Consider the following 15338-nt stretch of genomic DNA (forward strand, 5'->3'; position numbering starts at 1 on the left):
GATTGCCGTCGAGGCCCGGACGATAGGGAATGTGCATTTTGGCTCAGAACAAAAATTTCGACATCACCCCTGCGGCTGCCGCCGACTATCAGAACAAGGCCGTTCCGGCGATGTTCGAACCGCTCGCACGCGCGACGATGGCAAGGATAGACTTGCCTGATGGGGCGCATGTGATCGACATTGCCTGTGGGACGGGTGTGGCAGCACGTATCATCGCCGAGCACTTGCCGGGCGCGGGGCGTATCGTCGGGACGGATATCAGCGAGGCCATGGTCCAGGTGGCAAAGCAGTCTGAACCATCCGGTGCCCATCATGAGTTTACCTGGTTTGCGGCGGATGTGGTGGATATGCCCTGCGATTCGCAGTCCTTTGATATCGCGTTCGTTCAACAGGGGCTGCAATTCTTCCCAGACAAGCCTGCGGCCCTTGCCGAAATCGCACGCGTTTTGAAGCCGGGCGGGCTGCTCTACATCACCTGTTGGGCCGAGATATCGCCCTTCAACGGTTCAATCGCAGACGCGCTGGAGGCCGCCGGCGCGGCAGATGCCGCAGGGAAGGCGCGGGCCCCTTTTTCGTTTCGCGACGGGGATATGATTGCGGCCCTGCTGGAAGAGGCGGGTTTCGTAGTGGAACGGCGGGACTCGGTCGAACTTCATCGTCGGTTCGACAATCCCAAGGATCAGGTCATGTCGCTGCCAGCGGGCAAGGATATTACTGCCATGGGCGAGAAACGGGCCGATATCGTCTTTGCTGATATTGAACACCGCCTGTCCCCATACCTGAGCGATGAGGGATATGCGGTTCCTCAGAAAGCCCATCTGTTTGCGGCAAGGCGTCTTTGAAGGGCTTTACCCTTCTGATCATGGCGGGCATTAAGCGTTCATGGCCAAGCAACTGCCCTATCACACGATCCACGAGATCTTCACCCGGTTTCAGGCCGCCGAGCCGGAACCGGACGGGGAGCTCAACCACACCAACGCCTATACGCTGGTGGTGGCGGTTGCGCTGTCGGCGCAGGCGACGGATGTGGGGGTGAACAAGGCCACAGCAAAGCTGTTCGAGATCGCGGATACGCCCCAGAAGATGCTGGATCTGGGCGAAGAGGGGCTGATCGAGCATATCAAGACCATCGGCCTTTTCCGCAACAAGGCCAGGAACGTGATGAAGCTGAGCCGCATCCTGGTGGAGGAATATGGCGGTGTCGTCCCGTCCTCGCGCGCGGCTTTGGTCAGCCTGCCCGGCGTGGGGCGCAAGACCGCCAATGTGGTGCTGAACATGTGGTGGCGATATCCGGCGCAGGCCGTAGACACCCATATTTTCCGTGTCGGCAACCGGTCGGGCATCTGCCCCGGCAAGGATGTGGACGCTGTGGAACGCGCCATCGAGGACAATATCCCGGTGGAATTCCAGCAGCACGCCCATCACTGGCTGATCCTGCACGGCCGTTATAAATGCAAGGCGCGCAAACCCGGCTGCGCGACCTGCCTGATCAATGACCTTTGCGCCTACGAGGACAAAACCGAATGAGCAAAACCTACGACGTGGTCGGCATCGGCAACGCGATTGTCGACGTGATTTCCCACGGCAACGACGATTTTCTGGCCAATATGGGCATCACCAAGGGCATCATGCAGCTGATCGAACGGGAACGGGCGGAACTGCTCTATTCCGCGATGCGTGACCGGGTTCAGGCCCCCGGCGGGTCGGTCGGCAATACGCTGGCGGGGATCGGCACGCTTGGGCTGGAAACGGCCTTCGTGGGCCGGGTCAAGAACGACCCGCTTGGCCAGTTCTATGCCGAACAGATGGTCGAGGAAGGCACCGCCTTCCCGAACCCGCCCACGGATGACGACCCGCTGCCCACCTCTCGCTCGATGATCTTCGTCAGCCCCGATGGTGAGCGGTCGATGAACACCTATCTGGGCGCGGGGGCGGAGTTTTCGTCCGACGACGTGGACCCGGAGGTGATGGAAAACACCCGTTACCTGTTCCTCGAGGGATATCTCTTCGACAAGGACAAGGGCAAGACCGCCTTCCGCGCCGCTGCCGCCGCCTGCCGTCACGCGGGGGGGCAGGCCGGGCTGACCCTGTCGGACCCGTTCTGCGTGGACCGGCACCGGGAAAGCTTCCGCCAGCTGATCGAGGACGAGATGGATTTCGTGTTCGGGAACGAGGAAGAGTGGCTGTCGCTTTACGAAACCAAGGACCTTGCCACCGCCTTGCAAGAGGCCGCGATGGTCTGCCCGCTGGTGGTGTGCACCCGGTCGGGCCACCCCGTCGTGATCCGCTCGGACGATCAGGAAATCCACGTTCCGGTCACGGAAGTCACCCCGGTCGATGCTACCGGCGCGGGCGATCAGTTCGCCGCCGGGTTCATCTATGGGCTGGCCACCGGTCAGGATCTGAAGACCTGCGGTCAGATGGGCGTTGCCGCCGCCGCCGAGGTGATCGGCCATATCGGCCCCCGTCCCAAGCGCCCGCTGAAAGTCGTGTTCGCGGAACAGGGGCTGATCTGAGCCCGCTCAGGCGGCGCTGTCCACCACCTCGAAATCATGGGTAACCTCTGCGGTCTTGGCCATCATGGCCGAGGCCGAGCAGTATTTCTCCACCGACAGCTGAATGGCACGCTCGACCTTCACCGGGTTCACGCCCCGGCCCGTCACGATGAAATGCATGTGGATGCGGGTGAAGACGGCGGGGGTGCCTTCGGCGCGGTCGGCATCCAGTTCGACAACCACATCCTCAATGGGTTCGCGCCCCTTTTCGAGGATCGAGACCACGTCATAGGCCGAACAGCCCCCCGTCCCGATCAGCACCAGCTCCATCGGGCTGGGGCCGGGGGTGGTGCCGTCCTCTTCCTTGGTGCCGAAGACGAAATTGTGGCCGGTGCCGGATTTGCCGATGAAGGTCCGGTTCTCGGCCCATTTGACGCGCGCTTTCATGGGGATGCTCCGCTAGGGGTTTTGCCGCGTCTTAGCGCAGCCTTGCGCGGGGGCCAAGCAGATGGGGCTAGACTTGCGGTACGACGAGCCAAAGTTGCACGCCCCCAAGCCCGTCCTCGATTTCACAAGTCAGCTGCACAAGGGCGGGGTCGCTGTCGGCATGACGCGGCACCATGTTGTTGCTGACCACACAGTCGCGCAAAATGTCGATGTCGATGTCGATGTCGATGTCGATGGCGACGGGGTCGAACGGGTGCGGACCAATGCTGCCCCCGCCGACCGTATGGGGCGGCAGTACCTGAAGGCTTGCTATCAGCGTGTCCCGCATGCGCTGGTTCAACTCTTCCAGCGACAGGGCATAGCGTGCCGGGCCTGAAAACCCGAACCCGTCCAGCGCCAGCCCGTCGCCGGACAGCGACACGGCAGAGGGATCGCCATAGCGCGGGGCATTCAGCGGCCAGGCGTCGAAATCGGCGAACAGGTCATAGGGATTGATCCGTGAGGACAGGGGCAACACCTCTGCCCGCTGTTCGGCGTCCGGCCCCAGATCGACTACCCGGGCCACGCCCTGAAACCCCCGGTCGTCCCCGCCTGCAAGGTTGCGGAAGACCAGCAGCGTATCGGTCTGCGTCACCCCGTGCAGGCCGTGATTGTCCCGCGTTTCGCGGATCAGAAACAGCGTATCGGCATTGCGTGCGAACAGGCGGTCTCGGATCTCGATCGTGCGGGGCGGCGTTGCCATGACCGGCAGCGCCCCGACCAAAAGCACCGCAAGCAGCGCCCTAGTCGCCCAGTTTTGCATGAACCTCGTCCAGGTCGATCTCACCTACCGGCATCTTGTTCCCAGGGTTCTCGAAATCGTATTTGAAGAGCTGGAAGTCCTTCTTGTAGATTTCGTAGACTAGATGCATCGACAGGTCGTCGAAATAGTCTTCGACCGGATGCGCGCGCTTTGGGCCGTGACCCTCGGATTCGTTGAAGCGCGGGATCGTGGCCAGGTCGAGCGAATGCTTCGTCTCGATATTGTCCAGCACCTGTTGCATCCCGTCGTTGAAGCTTTCGGTCCAGAAGATCTTGTCGTAGCGCCCGCCGTTCACGATGAAGGTCGAGATATGGCCCGACATGGCCGACCAGTGAATGTCCGGGTCCATCGGGCGGCGCCAGCGGATGGTGTCGCGGGCAAACAGCAGGAAGCGGCGGAAGCTGGCGATCTGGTCAAAATCCTGCTTGCCGTCATCGCCACCCACTTCGATTCCGTATTTCTGGATCAGAAGCGGCACGAGGTTGCCGCGATAGCGTTTGCCGTTCCTCTGAATGCCGCAGATCTTGTCGAAAAAGCTGCTGAGGATGCGGGTGTAGGGGTTGCGCACGCAGGTGAAGGCATAGGAGCCATGTCCACGCACATTGGCCTCGATCAGCGGCTGTGACGCGTCGAAGGCCCATTTGTGCATGCCATCCTTGGCATCGTGAATATCGCCATCAAAAAACCGACCGTTGTCCGAATAATACATGATCTGCCCGATGGTTGAGCAGGCACATTTCGGAACCACCCGATAGACGACGCTTTCGCTCTCTGTCATCCAGGTCCCAGGGAAACCCATACTGCCTTTCCTCCGACGGTTTTTTGCCCGAACCACGGATTGATCGGGCTTTTATGAAACTCTAGGCTGTCTTTACCTGCTATCAACTAGTAATGGCACAACAATAAGGAAAGTTTGAGGCGTCTGTTTCGCAAATGGCAAAAATTGCCTTCATTCTGTTGTGTCACAAAGACCCTGAGGCGATCATCCTGCAGGCGCGTCGTCTGACGGCGGCGGGGGACTGCATTTCCATCCATTTCGACGCCCGCGCCGGGGCCGACAGCTATGCCCGCATCCGGGAGGCGCTGGACCAGAACCCATCCGTCACCTTCGCCAAACGCCGGGTCAAATGCGGTTGGGGGGAGTGGTCGCTGGTTCAGGCGACGCTGAACGCGGTGCAGGCGGCGGTGGAGGCCTTTCCGGACGCCACACATTTCTACATGCTGTCGGGGGACTGCAACTCGATCAAATCTGCGGCCTATGCCCATGATTTCCTCGACCAGCATGACAAGGACTATATCGAGAGCTTCGATTTCTTCACCTCGGGCTGGATCAAGACCGGCATGCGGGGCGAACGGCTGGTCTATCGCCACCTCGTCAATGAACGGAAGCACAAGCGCCTGTTCTACTGGCTGATGGATATGCAGAAGCGGCTGCGCCTGGAGCGCGCGATCCCCGACGACGTGCAGATCATGATCGGCAGCCAGTGGTGGTGCCTGCGGCGGTCAACGATCGAAAAGATCCTGCAATTCTGCAAGGACCGCCCCGATGTGATCCGCTTCTTTCGCACCACATGGATCCCGGATGAGACCTTTTTCCAGACCCTCGTGAACCATGTGGTCGCGGTGCGGGAGATCGAGACGCGCACGCTGACCTTCCTGATGTTCACCGATTACGGGATGCCGGTCACCTTCTACAACGACCATTTCGACCTGCTGCTGAGCCAGGATTTCCTGTTCGCCCGCAAGATCAGCCCCGAGTCGACCGAACTGAAAGAACGGCTTGGCGAGCTATGGGCCTCGGACCGGCGCGACTTCGCGATCTCGGACGAGGGCAAGAAGCTCTTTGAATTCCTGTCGGGCCGGGGCCGCATTGGCCGCCGCTTCGCGCCGCGCTTTTGGGAAAGCGAAAGCACGCTTGGGCAGGATCGCGAATTGCTGATGCTGGTCTGCAAGAAATGGCATGTCGCCAAGCGTCTTCTGACCGCTGCGAAACGGGTTACCCGCACCCGCGGGCTGGAATACATGTTCGACGAAGCCAGCTGCGAGATCCCGCATCTGGGCGGGCTGGAACGCACGCTGGACAAACGCAACCGTCACCGCCGCGCCGTCATGAAGCTGCTCTTCGACTATTACGGGGTGGACCGGCTGATGATCTGCCTTGACCCCAACAATGTCGACCTGATGCGCGATTTCATGTCGGACAAGTCGAACAACCGGATTCTCGAAATCCAGTGCACCTTCGATGATGACTACCTGATCGGCCACGCGCATCGCGTCGGCTTGGCGCGTGAGGAAACCCCGCCAGAGGTGGTGGAACATCTGCTGCCCACGCTGCGCCATGAATTCGACTATGAAGGCGTTCGTATCCGCGAAGCCGGTTTCGGCAACCATTTCCGCATCCATCAGGATCGCAGCCCCGAGGACAACGCCGCCGTTCTGGCGGAGTTCTTCAACCTAGACATGGACGCCGCCCGAGAAATCGCCAATACCCCCTATCTGTTTGACGACTGAGGAATATCCGCATGGCCTACGCCTATGACGATCAGAACATCTTCGCCAAAATCCTGCGCGGCGAGATCCCCAACAGCACCGTGATGGAAACCGAGCATACGCTCGCCTTCAACGACATCGCCCCGCAGGCCCCGCATCATGTGCTGGTCATTCCCAAGGGGCCGTATGTGACCCACGATCATTTCGCGGCAGAGGCCAGCGACGCCGAGATTGCTGATTTCACCCGCGTTGTCGGTGCCATCTGCGCGGGGCTTGGCATCCAGCCGGGTGAGGGCGGCGAGGGCTATCGCCTGATCTCCAACGCGGGTGAGACCGGCGTGCAGGAGGTGCCGCATTATCACATGCACATCCTCAGCGGTCGCCCCCTTGGCCGGATGGTGAAAAAGGCGGACTGACGCGGGGACTGTGATCGGCCTTGCCGGGGGCGGGCCGATTTGCCATATGTCGAAACGTTGCAAGCCCCCGTTTGTTGCGAAGGATCGCCAGCCATGACCATTGACGCCCCCGAAACAGAAGTTGTGACCAGCTGGCGCGTGGCCTGCGACGGCGGCGAAGGCGCTTTGGGTCACCCGCGCGTGTGGCTGTCGCTGGACCGTGACACCGGCGAGGTCGAATGCGGCTATTGCGACAAGAAGTTCATCCACGCCTCGGTCGCGGATAAACAGAACGGCTGATCCCCGCCGATCCGCCCGATTGCCCCAAGGTCATCCGCCTGCCCCGCTTTGTCGGGGGGAGGAGCGGTGATATCTTAGGGTCATGGCGATACACCCTGATCCCGTACCGATGCCCCATGCGTCCCGGATCTATACCCGGGCGGAACTGCTGAGCGATGCCATTGTCCACCTGGCGGCGCTGATCCTCGCCATCGGCGCGGTGCCGGTGCTGATCACGCTGACCGCTATGTGGCAGACGGGTGCACCGGGGATCGTCGGCGTGTCGATCTATGGCACCACGCTGATTGCGATGCTGACCGCCTCGCTGCTCTACAATCACCTGCCGAAACCCGATTGGCGCGACTGGCTGCGACGCTTCGATCACGCCGCGATCTACCTGAAAATCGCCGGAACCTACACGCCCTTCGCTCTTCTGTCGGGCACCGGGACGGGCATTCTGGCGGTGATTTGGACGGTGGCGCTTGTGGCGACTGTCGGCAATTTCCTTGTCCGCAAATGGTCCACGGTGATCGGCGTCCTCATCTGCCTCGGTATGGGATGGGCGGTGGTGATCGGCGGGCGCGACCTGCTGGCGCTGTTGTCCACCCCGGTCGTGGTGCTGATGGTGGTGGGCGGGCTGCTTTATTCGGCGGGCACGGCCTTTCTTCTGCTGTCGCGGATGCGCTTTCACAACACCATCTGGCACGGCTTCGTGGTGGCGGCCTCGACGGTCTTCTTCGTGGCCATCTTTATCCACGCCGCACAGGTCGCCTGACCCTCGCCAAAGCCCGACCCCCGCGCTACACAGGGGGCCTGACCAACGCGAACAGGGGCGGCACATGGCATTCGGAAAAGGGCATCATCTGCATCTGGTCGACGGCTCGGCCTTCATCTTCCGCGCCTATCACGCGCTGCCGCCGCTGACGCGCAAATCCGACGGGCTGCCCATTGGGGCGGTCTCGGGCTTTTGCAACATGCTGTTCAAGCAGATCGAGGACAACAAGGGCCCCGATGCGCCCACCCATGTGGCGGTGATCTTCGACCATTCCGGCAAGACCTTCCGCAACGATCTGTACGACCAATACAAGGCCAACCGCCCGCCCGCACCCGAGGATCTGGTGCCGCAGTTCCCGCTGACGCGCGAGGCCACGCGCGCCTTCAACATCGCCTGCATAGAGCAGGAGAATTACGAGGCCGACGACATCATCGCGACGCTGGCCCGGCAGGCGCGTGAGGCCGGCGGGCGCTGCACGATCATCTCGTCGGACAAGGATCTGATGCAGCTTGTGGGTGGCGGCGTGGAAATGCTCGACGCGATGAAGAATGGCCGCATCGATAGCGAGGGCGTCGAGGCCAAGTTCGGCGTTGGTCCCGACCGGGTGGTTGACGTGCAGGCGCTGGCCGGTGACAGCGTCGACAACGTGCCGGGCGCGCCGGGGATCGGCATCAAGACCGCCGCGCTTCTGATCAATGAATATGGCGATCTCGAAACGCTGCTGGACCGCGCAGAAGAGATCAAGCAGCCCAAGCGGCGGCAGACGCTTATCGACTTCGCAGACCAGATCCGCCTGTCGAAACAGCTTGTGACACTGGATGACCGGGTGCCGATGTCGGTGACGCTGGAGGATCTGGAACTGCGCGACCCGGAACCGGAGGTTCTGCTGGAATTCCTCGCCCAGATGGAATTCCGCACGCTCACCAAACGGATCGCCACGCAATTGGGCATGGAGGCCCCCGATATCCCCGAACCCGCCGCCGTGGCTGCGTCTGCTGATACGCCTGCACCCGAGGCCGTGCCGTTTGACTCTGACGCCTATGAATGCGTGCGCGATGCCACAACGCTCGCCGCCTGGATCGCCAAGGCCCATGCGCGCGGCTACGTCGCCGTGGATACGGAAACCACCAGCCTGGATGAGATGACCGCTGACCTCGTTGGCGTCTGCCTGTCCGTCGAGCCGGGGCAGGCCTGTTACGTGCCGCTTCAGCACAAGGAAGGCGAGGGCGACCTTTTCGGCAGCTCCGCGCTCGCCGAAGGTCAGATGGGGCTGGAGGAGGCGCTGGCGCTCTTGAAGCCGATGCTGGAGGATCCGAGCGTTCTCAAGATCGGGCAGAACATGAAATACGACGCCAAGATCTTCGCGAATTACGGGATCGAGGTCGGCCCGATCGACGACACGATGCTGATGTCCTACGCGATGCATGCGGGGCTGCATGGCCACGGCATGGACGCTTTGTCGGACCGCTATCTGGGGCACGAGCCCATCCCGATCAAGTCTTTGTTGGGAAGCGGAAAATCGGCGATCACCTTTGACATGGTGAAGATCGACGAAGCAGTGAAATACGCCGCCGAAGATGCCGATATCACGCTGCGCCTGTGGCAGAGCTTCAAGCCGCAGCTGCACCGCGAGAAGGTGACGACCGTCTACGAAACGCTGGAACGCCCGCTGGTCCCCGTGCTGGCCCGGATGGAACGCCACGGCGTCAAGGTCGACCGCGATACGTTGTCCCGCATGTCGAACGCCTTCGCGCAGAAGATGGCGGGGCTGGAGGCGGAAATCCATGAGCTTGCGGGGCGCAGCTTCAACGTCGGTTCGCCCAAGCAGTTGGGCGAGATCCTGTTTGACGAGATGGGGCTGGAAGGCGGCAAGAAGGGCAAGACCGGGGCCTATGCCACTGGCGCGGATGTGCTGGAAGACCTCGCCACCGAACATGACCTGCCCGCGCGGGTGCTTGATTGGCGGCAGCTGTCCAAGCTGAAATCGACCTATACGGATGCGCTGCAGGACCATATCAACCGCGACACGGGCCGGGTGCATACGAGCTACATCCAGTCGGGGGCGTCCACAGGGCGGCTCGCCTCGACCGACCCGAACCTGCAGAACATCCCGGTGCGCACGGAAGAAGGCCGCCGCATCCGGGAGGCTTTCGTGGCGGAGCCGGGTAACGTGCTGGTGTCATTGGACTATTCCCAGATCGAGCTGCGCATTCTGGCCCATATTGCCGGGATCGACGCGCTGAAGGCCGCGTTCAAGCGCGGCGATGACATCCACGCGATGACCGCGTCCGAGATGTTCAACGTGCCGATGGAGGACATGACGCCGGAGATCCGCCGCCGCGCCAAGGCGATCAATTTCGGGGTGATCTACGGAATCTCGGGCTTCGGGCTGGCACGCAACCTGCGCATCCCGAGGGGCGAGGCGCAGGAGTTCATCAACACTTATTTCGAACGCTTCCCCGGCATCCGGGACTACATGGACGCGACGAAAGAGTTCGCGAAATCAAAGGGGTATGTACAGACGCTCTTCGGCCGCAAGATCCACACGCCCGAGATCAATGCGAAAGGTCCGCGCGCCGGTTTCGCGCATCGCGCGGCGATCAATGCGCCTATTCAGGGGACGGCGGCGGACGTGATCCGGCGGGCGATGATCCGCATGGAAAGCGCGATCGAGGGGCTGCCCGCGAAAATGCTGCTGCAGGTGCATGACGAACTGATCTTCGAGGTCGAGGAAGGGTCTGCCGATGCCCTGGTCGCGCGGGCGCGCGAGGTGATGGAAGGCGCGGCGGAGCCTGCCGTGAAACTCGCCGTGCCGCTGGTCGTGGATGCGGGTCAGGGTGCGAACTGGGCCGAGGCGCATTGAGCTGAAAAGGGGGGGTGCCATGCGTACACCCCCCGTACACCCCCCGTACACCGGCTGTGCATACCAGATCCGGTTTCGCCGCCTGCCGGCGTCGACCCGGGGGCGGCCCTCCTCAACCCCCGGCTGACGCCGGAGGCCTCGTCGGGCCGCTTGGGGTTCCACCCCAAACCCCGAGGTATTTTGGCCAAGATGAAAGGATCAGGCGGTACCCATGATCTGGCCGATCCGGTGGCGCGTGGGTTGGAATTCCACCTTGCCATGGGTGAAACTGCGATAGTCGCAGGTCAGTTCCTCGCCCGCCGCGATGTTGCGCGTGGCGATGCCCTTGTCGGGGTTGGTGAGGTCCACATTGGGCAGGTCGGCGTGGTTCATGAACCGGCCTTCGTCGCAGTCGAGCACGATGAAGTCCGGGTCGCGCGGATGGTCGTAGGTGTAGCGTTCGAGGAACTCGCGGAAGTGGCGGGGAACGCGGGCCAGCTCCTCTTTCTCGTAGGACACGTCGAAGCGGCTGTCATAGAGCCAGACGAGCCCGCCTTTGCGAATGTCGGTCGCGGTGAAAACGCCGATTCCCTCGATGGAAGAGGGGCCGAGATAGCAGCGCACCATCATCATGCGCGTGATCCTGTCTATGGGTCCGGCCTGCCCTTGTCCGGTGGTTGCTGGGAAGGGGACGGGTCCCGCGCCGGGCAGGCAGCGCGGGGCCGATGCCAGCGCCCTTTTCCTGAGTCTGTCAAACGGGATTTCGCATGCAACAAAAGATGTGATCGGCTTGGCGAAGGGATCAGCGGTAGGCGATCTCCGTCCGGTGTTCGGGGCGCGCGGTCCAGTGCCAGTAGGTCTCGCGCGCTCTCGTGGCGACGGGGCCGGGTTTGCCATTGCCGAAGATGCGGGTGCCCGCTTTCGTGATGGGCAGGATGCCGCCGCCCGAGGAGGTCAGGAAGACCTCGTCGGCACTGTCAAGCCGGCTGACGGGGACGGGTTCGACGCGGGTTTCAAGGCCCATCCCGGCGCAGATGTCCAGCGCGGTGCGGCGGCTGATGCCCTCCAGAACGCCGGTGTCGGGGGTGATGACGGTATTGCCTTCGACGAGGAAGATGTTGAAGCCGGGGCCCTCGGTCAGGTTGCCCTGGTGGTCGAGCAGGACGACGGTTTCATAGCCATGGTCCTTGGCCTCGAAGAGCCCTTGGGTGAAGTCGCCCCAGTGGTAGTTCTTGGCGCGGGGGTTGACGCTGTCGGGTGGAATGCGGCGGGTGTGTTCGGCGATCCAGAGGCTGGCGCCCTCGTCCAGCGTTTCGGGCTTGATGACGTGGATATAGGGCACGCACCAGGCATAGAAATGGTTGGCGCAGTCGCGGGGGTCGCGGCTGCCGGGGATGATCGGCGTGCCGCGGGCGGTGACCATGGCGCAGTAGGCGTCGGTGAGGCCCGAGGCGGCGACCATGTCATGGAGCGCCTCTGCGATCTCGGCTCGGGTCAGGCCGGGGTCCATACGCAAGGCCTGCATCGAGGACTCGAACCGGTCAAGATAGGCGTCGAGGCGGAAAAAGGCCCCCTGCACGACGGGCACGACGTCATAGGCCACGTCGGAATGGGTAAGGCCCCAGTCGGTGACGCCGATGCTGGCCTCTGCGATGGGGATGATCCTGCCCTTCATCCAGGCGGCGCCATGCTTGAGATCGGGAGTCATGCTGTTCCTTTCCACATGTCGGGACAGGGGACAGGAGCGGGCCGGTGACGTCAAGCGGGGAACGCTCTTGCAAGAGCGTTGGAAAATCCTTGCAAGGATTTTGGCCCGCCCTTGTCAGCCCGCGCGCGGGGCGGTTAGCTGGGCCGACGGTTTCAAGGGGACGGCACATGGCACACGGATACGAGAGCGGGCGGCTCAACCTGCCCTTCACCGGCATCGCGACCTTCGGGAAATACGACTACCAGCCGGACTGGGACAAGCTGGAGGCCGATGTGGCCGTGCTTGGTGCCCCCTTCGATTTCGGCACCCAGTGGCGGCCCGGTGCGCGGTTCGGTCCGCGGGCGATCCGCGAGGCCTCGACTCTGTTTTCCTTCGGCCATGCGGGCGCCTATGACCACGAGGACGGGGTGACCTATCTTGGCCCCGGCACCCGGATCGTGGACATGGGCGATGCCGATATCGTCCATACGGATACGGAACGCAGTCACGCCAATATCGAAGCAGGCGTGCGCGCGATCCTGGCCAAGGGCGCGTTGCCGGTGGTTCTGGGGGGCGATCATTCGATCAATATCCCCTGCGTGCGGGCCTTTGACGGGCAGGGTCCGATCCATATCGTGCAGATCGACGCTCACTTGGATTTCGTCGATGAACGCCACGGGGTGCGCCATGGCCACGGCAACCCGATGCGCCGCGCGGCGGAGCAGGATCATGTGACGGGGCTGACGCAACTGGGCATTCGCAACGTGTCCTCCACCGCCAAGGAAGGCTACGAGGATGCCGCCCGGATGGGGTCAGACATCCTGTCGGTCCGGCAGGTGCGGGCGCTGGGGACCGAGGCGGTTCTGGCGCGGATCCCGGCGGATGTGGACATCTACCTGACCATCGACATTGACGGGTTCGACCCCTCGATCGCGCCCGGTACCGGCACGCCGAGCCACGGGGGGTTCCTCTATTACGAGGTGCTGGAACTGCTGGCGGCGTTGGCGAAGCGGCAGCGGATCGTGGGGGTGGACCTTGTGGAGGTCGCGCCGGCCTATGACCACACCGACACCACGGCGATCCTCGCGGCGCAGCTTCTGCTCAATCTGATCGGGCGCATTCTGCACGCGCGGGGGTGAACCGACGCGCGGTCAGGCTTGACCCGCGGCGCGGGGCGGCGTCCCATGGGCGGAAGTGAATGGAGGGGACCATGGCCCTGATCGAGATCGTGAACGCCACCGGCCCGGTGGCGGGACTGCGCCTGAACCGGCCCGAGAAGAAGAACGCCGTGACGATGGAGCTGCTGGAGGAGCTTGTGGCGGCCTGCGGTGCGCTGGCGGCGGAGCCGGGGCTGCGCGCGGTGGTTCTGTCGGGCGCGGGCGGCGATTTCAGCGCCGGCATGGATACCGCCGTGCTGATGGGCTTCGCCGGGCAGCTTGATGCGATCAAGGCCGAGATGCTGGCGCCAGAGGGCGACGCCAACCGGTTCCAGCAGCCCGCCAAGGCGCTGGCCGATCTGCCCGTGCCAGTGATTGCCGCGATTAACGGGGTCTGTTTCGGGGCGGGGATACAGCTGGCGCTCGCGGCCGATTTCCGCATTGCCGCCCCGGGGGCGAAACTGTCGATCATGGAGGGCAAATGGGGGCTGATCCCGGATATGGGGATTTCGCTGAGTCTTCCGCGCCTGATGCCCGCCGACCGGGCCAAGGCGCTGATCATGACGGCCAAGGTCATGAGCGGCGAAGAGGCGCTGGCCGAGGGGCTGGTGACGCGGGTGGCGGACGATCCCCATGCCGCAGCGATGGGGTTCGCGGAGGAGCTGGCCGCGCGCTCGCCCGATGCGGTGCGGGCCAGCAAGGCGCTTGTGGATGCGCTCTGGTCGAACAGGACGGCGGAGGGGCTGCGGCTGGAGGCGGAATTGCAGGCGGCGCTGATGGGCGCGCCCAATCAGGTGGAAACCGTCATGGCACGGATGCAGGGACGGGAGCCCGAATACAAATGACCGACAGACGCAGGCTGATCATGGGTGGCCTCGCCGCAACCCTAATGCCCCGGATGGCAATGGCGCAGGCCGCGCCCGGCAAGGTGCCGCGCCCGGAGGTGGCGTTTCGGGTGCCGGAGATGAACCCGCGCGTTGCGGGGCTGGTGGCGCAGGTGGATCCGGCACGGCTGCGCGCGGATGTGGACGCTCTGGCCGGTTTCGGCACAAGGTGGAGCGAGGGGCCGGGATACGGCGCGGTCGAGGACTGGATGGCGGCATCCTTCGCGGAGGCCGGGCCCGGCGGGGCAATCTCGCGCCAGCCCGTGACGCTGCCTGCCGGGATGGTGCGCAACAACGTGATCTGGGGCGATCCGCTGGACGGGCGCGAGGTGATCCTTGTGGGCGCGCATCTGGATACGACGTCAGAAAACCCCGCTGTCAGCGCACCGGGGGCCAATGACAACGGATCGGGCATCGCCGCGATGCTGGAAGCGCTGCGCATCCTGTCGGGGCAGGCATTCACGCGCCAGATCGTGGCCGTTGGCTTCACCGGCGAGGAACAGGGGCTGATCGGCTCGGCCCGCTGCGCCGCCGTGGCCACGCAACAGCGCTGGCCGGTGGAACTGATGGTCAATCTCGACATGCTGGGGTATCGCCCGCCCAATCCCGCTGCGCCCCTGTTCATCGAGTACGATCAGGGCAACGCTACCCCCGCCAACAATGCGGCGGCGGGGGCATACGGGCAGATGGCCGTGGCCCTGGCAGGGCAGCATACGAGCCTTGCGACGGTCCAGACGGATATCTGGGACAGTGACTACATGCCCTTCGAGGCGGCGGGCGTCCCTTGTATCGGGCTATATGACGGGGGGGCCAGCGGCCCGCCCTATCACACCAGCGGCGACGTGCCGGACCTGATGGACTTCGCCCGGCTGGAACAGGCGACGCGGCTATTGGTGGCGATCATGGCAACCGCGGCGGAGCTTACCTAGCGGATTCATCCGGAAGCCCGAGCGCGCTCAGAACACGAACTCATCCACGAACTGTCCCTCGACATCCCAGACGAGCCCTGCCTGGCCGATGGTCTGCCAGCTTGGCCCGCCATCCATGTCGTACATGCCGACAGTCCCGGTATTGACGTTCCGCCA

Annotated in this window: 16 protein-coding genes; 11 read left to right on the forward strand and 5 right to left on the reverse strand. The window is 63.4% G+C overall.

Features of this window, described 5'->3' with window-relative positions:
• The first annotated feature begins 38 nt into the window (after positions 1 to 38).
• The 3 genes from RBB16_RS11645 to RBB16_RS11655 are packed head-to-tail and all read left to right on the forward strand — an operon-like array spanning position 39 to position 2516.
• A complete protein-coding gene (locus RBB16_RS11645; protein WP_306046335.1) occupies positions 39 to 842 on the forward strand; it encodes a methyltransferase domain-containing protein in 804 nt (267 codons plus the stop codon).
• A gap of 40 nt (positions 843 to 882) precedes the next feature.
• Entirely contained in the window at positions 883 to 1527 is a 645-nt protein-coding gene (gene nth / locus RBB16_RS11650; protein ID WP_306046336.1) for an endonuclease III, read from the forward strand.
• Positions 1524 to 2516, forward strand: a complete 993-nt coding sequence (locus tag RBB16_RS11655; RefSeq protein ID WP_306046337.1) for an adenosine kinase — start codon at positions 1524 to 1526, stop codon at positions 2514 to 2516. The genes nth and RBB16_RS11655 overlap by 4 nt, the downstream gene beginning before the upstream one ends.
• A gap of 6 nt (positions 2517 to 2522) precedes the next feature.
• Here RBB16_RS11655 and RBB16_RS11660 read toward each other — a convergent pair whose 3' ends face one another.
• From RBB16_RS11660 to RBB16_RS11670, 3 genes are all read right to left on the reverse strand, one after another.
• Positions 2523 to 2942: an OsmC family protein gene (locus RBB16_RS11660; RefSeq protein WP_306046338.1), complete on the reverse strand. Its 420-nt coding sequence runs from the start codon at positions 2940 to 2942 to the stop codon at positions 2523 to 2525.
• A gap of 67 nt (positions 2943 to 3009) precedes the next feature.
• Positions 3010 to 3744, reverse strand: coding sequence for a hypothetical protein (locus RBB16_RS11665; RefSeq protein WP_306046339.1), 735 nt, complete (start codon positions 3742 to 3744; stop codon positions 3010 to 3012).
• Positions 3725 to 4543 (reverse strand): sulfotransferase family protein, encoded by an 819-nt coding sequence (locus tag RBB16_RS11670; RefSeq protein ID WP_306046340.1) that lies wholly within the window; start codon positions 4541 to 4543, stop codon positions 3725 to 3727. The genes RBB16_RS11665 and RBB16_RS11670 overlap by 20 nt, the downstream gene beginning before the upstream one ends.
• Positions 4544 to 4677: 134 nt before the next feature.
• On the opposite strand from RBB16_RS11670, the gene RBB16_RS11675 reads away from it, so the two are divergent.
• From RBB16_RS11675 to polA, 5 genes are all read left to right on the forward strand, one after another.
• Positions 4678 to 6255, forward strand: coding sequence for a DUF5928 domain-containing protein (locus RBB16_RS11675; protein ID WP_306046341.1), 1578 nt, complete (start codon positions 4678 to 4680; stop codon positions 6253 to 6255).
• Between the two features lie 11 nt (positions 6256 to 6266).
• Positions 6267 to 6650, forward strand: coding sequence for an HIT domain-containing protein (locus RBB16_RS11680; protein ID WP_127556954.1), 384 nt, complete (start codon positions 6267 to 6269; stop codon positions 6648 to 6650).
• A gap of 93 nt (positions 6651 to 6743) precedes the next feature.
• Positions 6744 to 6929 (forward strand): zinc-finger domain-containing protein, encoded by a 186-nt coding sequence (locus RBB16_RS11685; protein ID WP_071688984.1) that lies wholly within the window; start codon positions 6744 to 6746, stop codon positions 6927 to 6929.
• Between the two features lie 109 nt (positions 6930 to 7038).
• Positions 7039 to 7683, forward strand: coding sequence for a hemolysin III family protein (locus RBB16_RS11690; protein WP_306046342.1), 645 nt, complete (start codon positions 7039 to 7041; stop codon positions 7681 to 7683).
• Positions 7684 to 7747: 64 nt separating this feature from the next.
• The gene (polA, locus tag RBB16_RS11695; RefSeq protein ID WP_306046343.1) at positions 7748 to 10546 is read left to right on the forward strand and encodes a DNA polymerase I; all 2799 of its coding nucleotides are present in this window, start codon (positions 7748 to 7750) and stop codon (positions 10544 to 10546) included.
• Between the two features lie 198 nt (positions 10547 to 10744).
• On the opposite strand, the gene RBB16_RS11700 is transcribed toward polA, so the two are convergent.
• Together RBB16_RS11700 and RBB16_RS11705 are read right to left on the reverse strand one after the other, a co-directional pair.
• Complete coding sequence (locus tag RBB16_RS11700) at positions 10745 to 11158, reverse strand: SET domain-containing protein (RefSeq protein ID WP_306046344.1); 414 nt, start codon at positions 11156 to 11158, stop codon at positions 10745 to 10747.
• Between the two features lie 169 nt (positions 11159 to 11327).
• Complete coding sequence (locus RBB16_RS11705; RefSeq protein WP_306046345.1) at positions 11328 to 12233, reverse strand: aminotransferase class IV; 906 nt, start codon at positions 12231 to 12233, stop codon at positions 11328 to 11330.
• A gap of 167 nt (positions 12234 to 12400) precedes the next feature.
• Between RBB16_RS11705 and speB the strand changes: the two genes are divergently transcribed.
• From speB to RBB16_RS11720, 3 genes are all read left to right on the forward strand, one after another.
• The gene (speB, locus tag RBB16_RS11710) at positions 12401 to 13351 is read left to right on the forward strand and encodes an agmatinase (RefSeq protein WP_306046346.1); all 951 of its coding nucleotides are present in this window, start codon (positions 12401 to 12403) and stop codon (positions 13349 to 13351) included.
• 71 nt (positions 13352 to 13422) lie between these two features.
• Complete coding sequence (locus tag RBB16_RS11715) at positions 13423 to 14214, forward strand: crotonase/enoyl-CoA hydratase family protein (RefSeq protein ID WP_306046347.1); 792 nt, start codon at positions 13423 to 13425, stop codon at positions 14212 to 14214.
• The gene (locus RBB16_RS11720; protein ID WP_306046348.1) at positions 14211 to 15182 is read left to right on the forward strand and encodes a M28 family metallopeptidase; all 972 of its coding nucleotides are present in this window, start codon (positions 14211 to 14213) and stop codon (positions 15180 to 15182) included. Before RBB16_RS11715 ends, RBB16_RS11720 begins: the two co-directional genes overlap by 4 nt.
• Positions 15183 to 15338: the final 156 nt, after the last annotated feature.

Source organism: Nioella sp. MMSF_3534 (genome assembly GCF_030732985.1).
In the GTDB taxonomy this organism is placed as follows: Bacteria; Pseudomonadota; Alphaproteobacteria; order Rhodobacterales; family Rhodobacteraceae; genus Nioella.

Excerpts from the sequence above, each read along its gene's own strand:
- nth (WP_306046336.1), top strand. The coding sequence starts at position 883 with ATGGCCAAGCAACTGCCCTATCACACGATCCACGAGATCTTCACCCGG.
- RBB16_RS11655 (WP_306046337.1), top strand. The coding sequence starts at position 1,524 with ATGAGCAAAACCTACGACGTGGTCGGCATCGGCAACGCGATTGTCGAC.
- RBB16_RS11660 (WP_306046338.1), bottom strand. The coding sequence starts at position 2,942 with ATGAAAGCGCGCGTCAAATGGGCCGAGAACCGGACCTTCATCGGCAAA.
- RBB16_RS11665 (WP_306046339.1), bottom strand. The coding sequence starts at position 3,744 with ATGCAAAACTGGGCGACTAGGGCGCTGCTTGCGGTGCTTTTGGTCGGG.
- RBB16_RS11670 (WP_306046340.1), bottom strand. The coding sequence starts at position 4,543 with ATGGGTTTCCCTGGGACCTGGATGACAGAGAGCGAAAGCGTCGTCTAT.
- RBB16_RS11675 (WP_306046341.1), top strand. The coding sequence starts at position 4,678 with ATGGCAAAAATTGCCTTCATTCTGTTGTGTCACAAAGACCCTGAGGCG.
- RBB16_RS11680 (WP_127556954.1), top strand. The coding sequence starts at position 6,267 with ATGGCCTACGCCTATGACGATCAGAACATCTTCGCCAAAATCCTGCGC.
- RBB16_RS11685 (WP_071688984.1), top strand. The coding sequence starts at position 6,744 with ATGACCATTGACGCCCCCGAAACAGAAGTTGTGACCAGCTGGCGCGTG.
- RBB16_RS11690 (WP_306046342.1), top strand. The coding sequence starts at position 7,039 with ATGCCCCATGCGTCCCGGATCTATACCCGGGCGGAACTGCTGAGCGAT.
- polA (WP_306046343.1), top strand. The coding sequence starts at position 7,748 with ATGGCATTCGGAAAAGGGCATCATCTGCATCTGGTCGACGGCTCGGCC.
- RBB16_RS11700 (WP_306046344.1), bottom strand. The coding sequence starts at position 11,158 with ATGATGATGGTGCGCTGCTATCTCGGCCCCTCTTCCATCGAGGGAATC.
- RBB16_RS11705 (WP_306046345.1), bottom strand. The coding sequence starts at position 12,233 with ATGACTCCCGATCTCAAGCATGGCGCCGCCTGGATGAAGGGCAGGATC.
- speB (WP_306046346.1), top strand. The coding sequence starts at position 12,401 with ATGGCACACGGATACGAGAGCGGGCGGCTCAACCTGCCCTTCACCGGC.
- RBB16_RS11715 (WP_306046347.1), top strand. The coding sequence starts at position 13,423 with ATGGCCCTGATCGAGATCGTGAACGCCACCGGCCCGGTGGCGGGACTG.
- RBB16_RS11720 (WP_306046348.1), top strand. The coding sequence starts at position 14,211 with ATGACCGACAGACGCAGGCTGATCATGGGTGGCCTCGCCGCAACCCTA.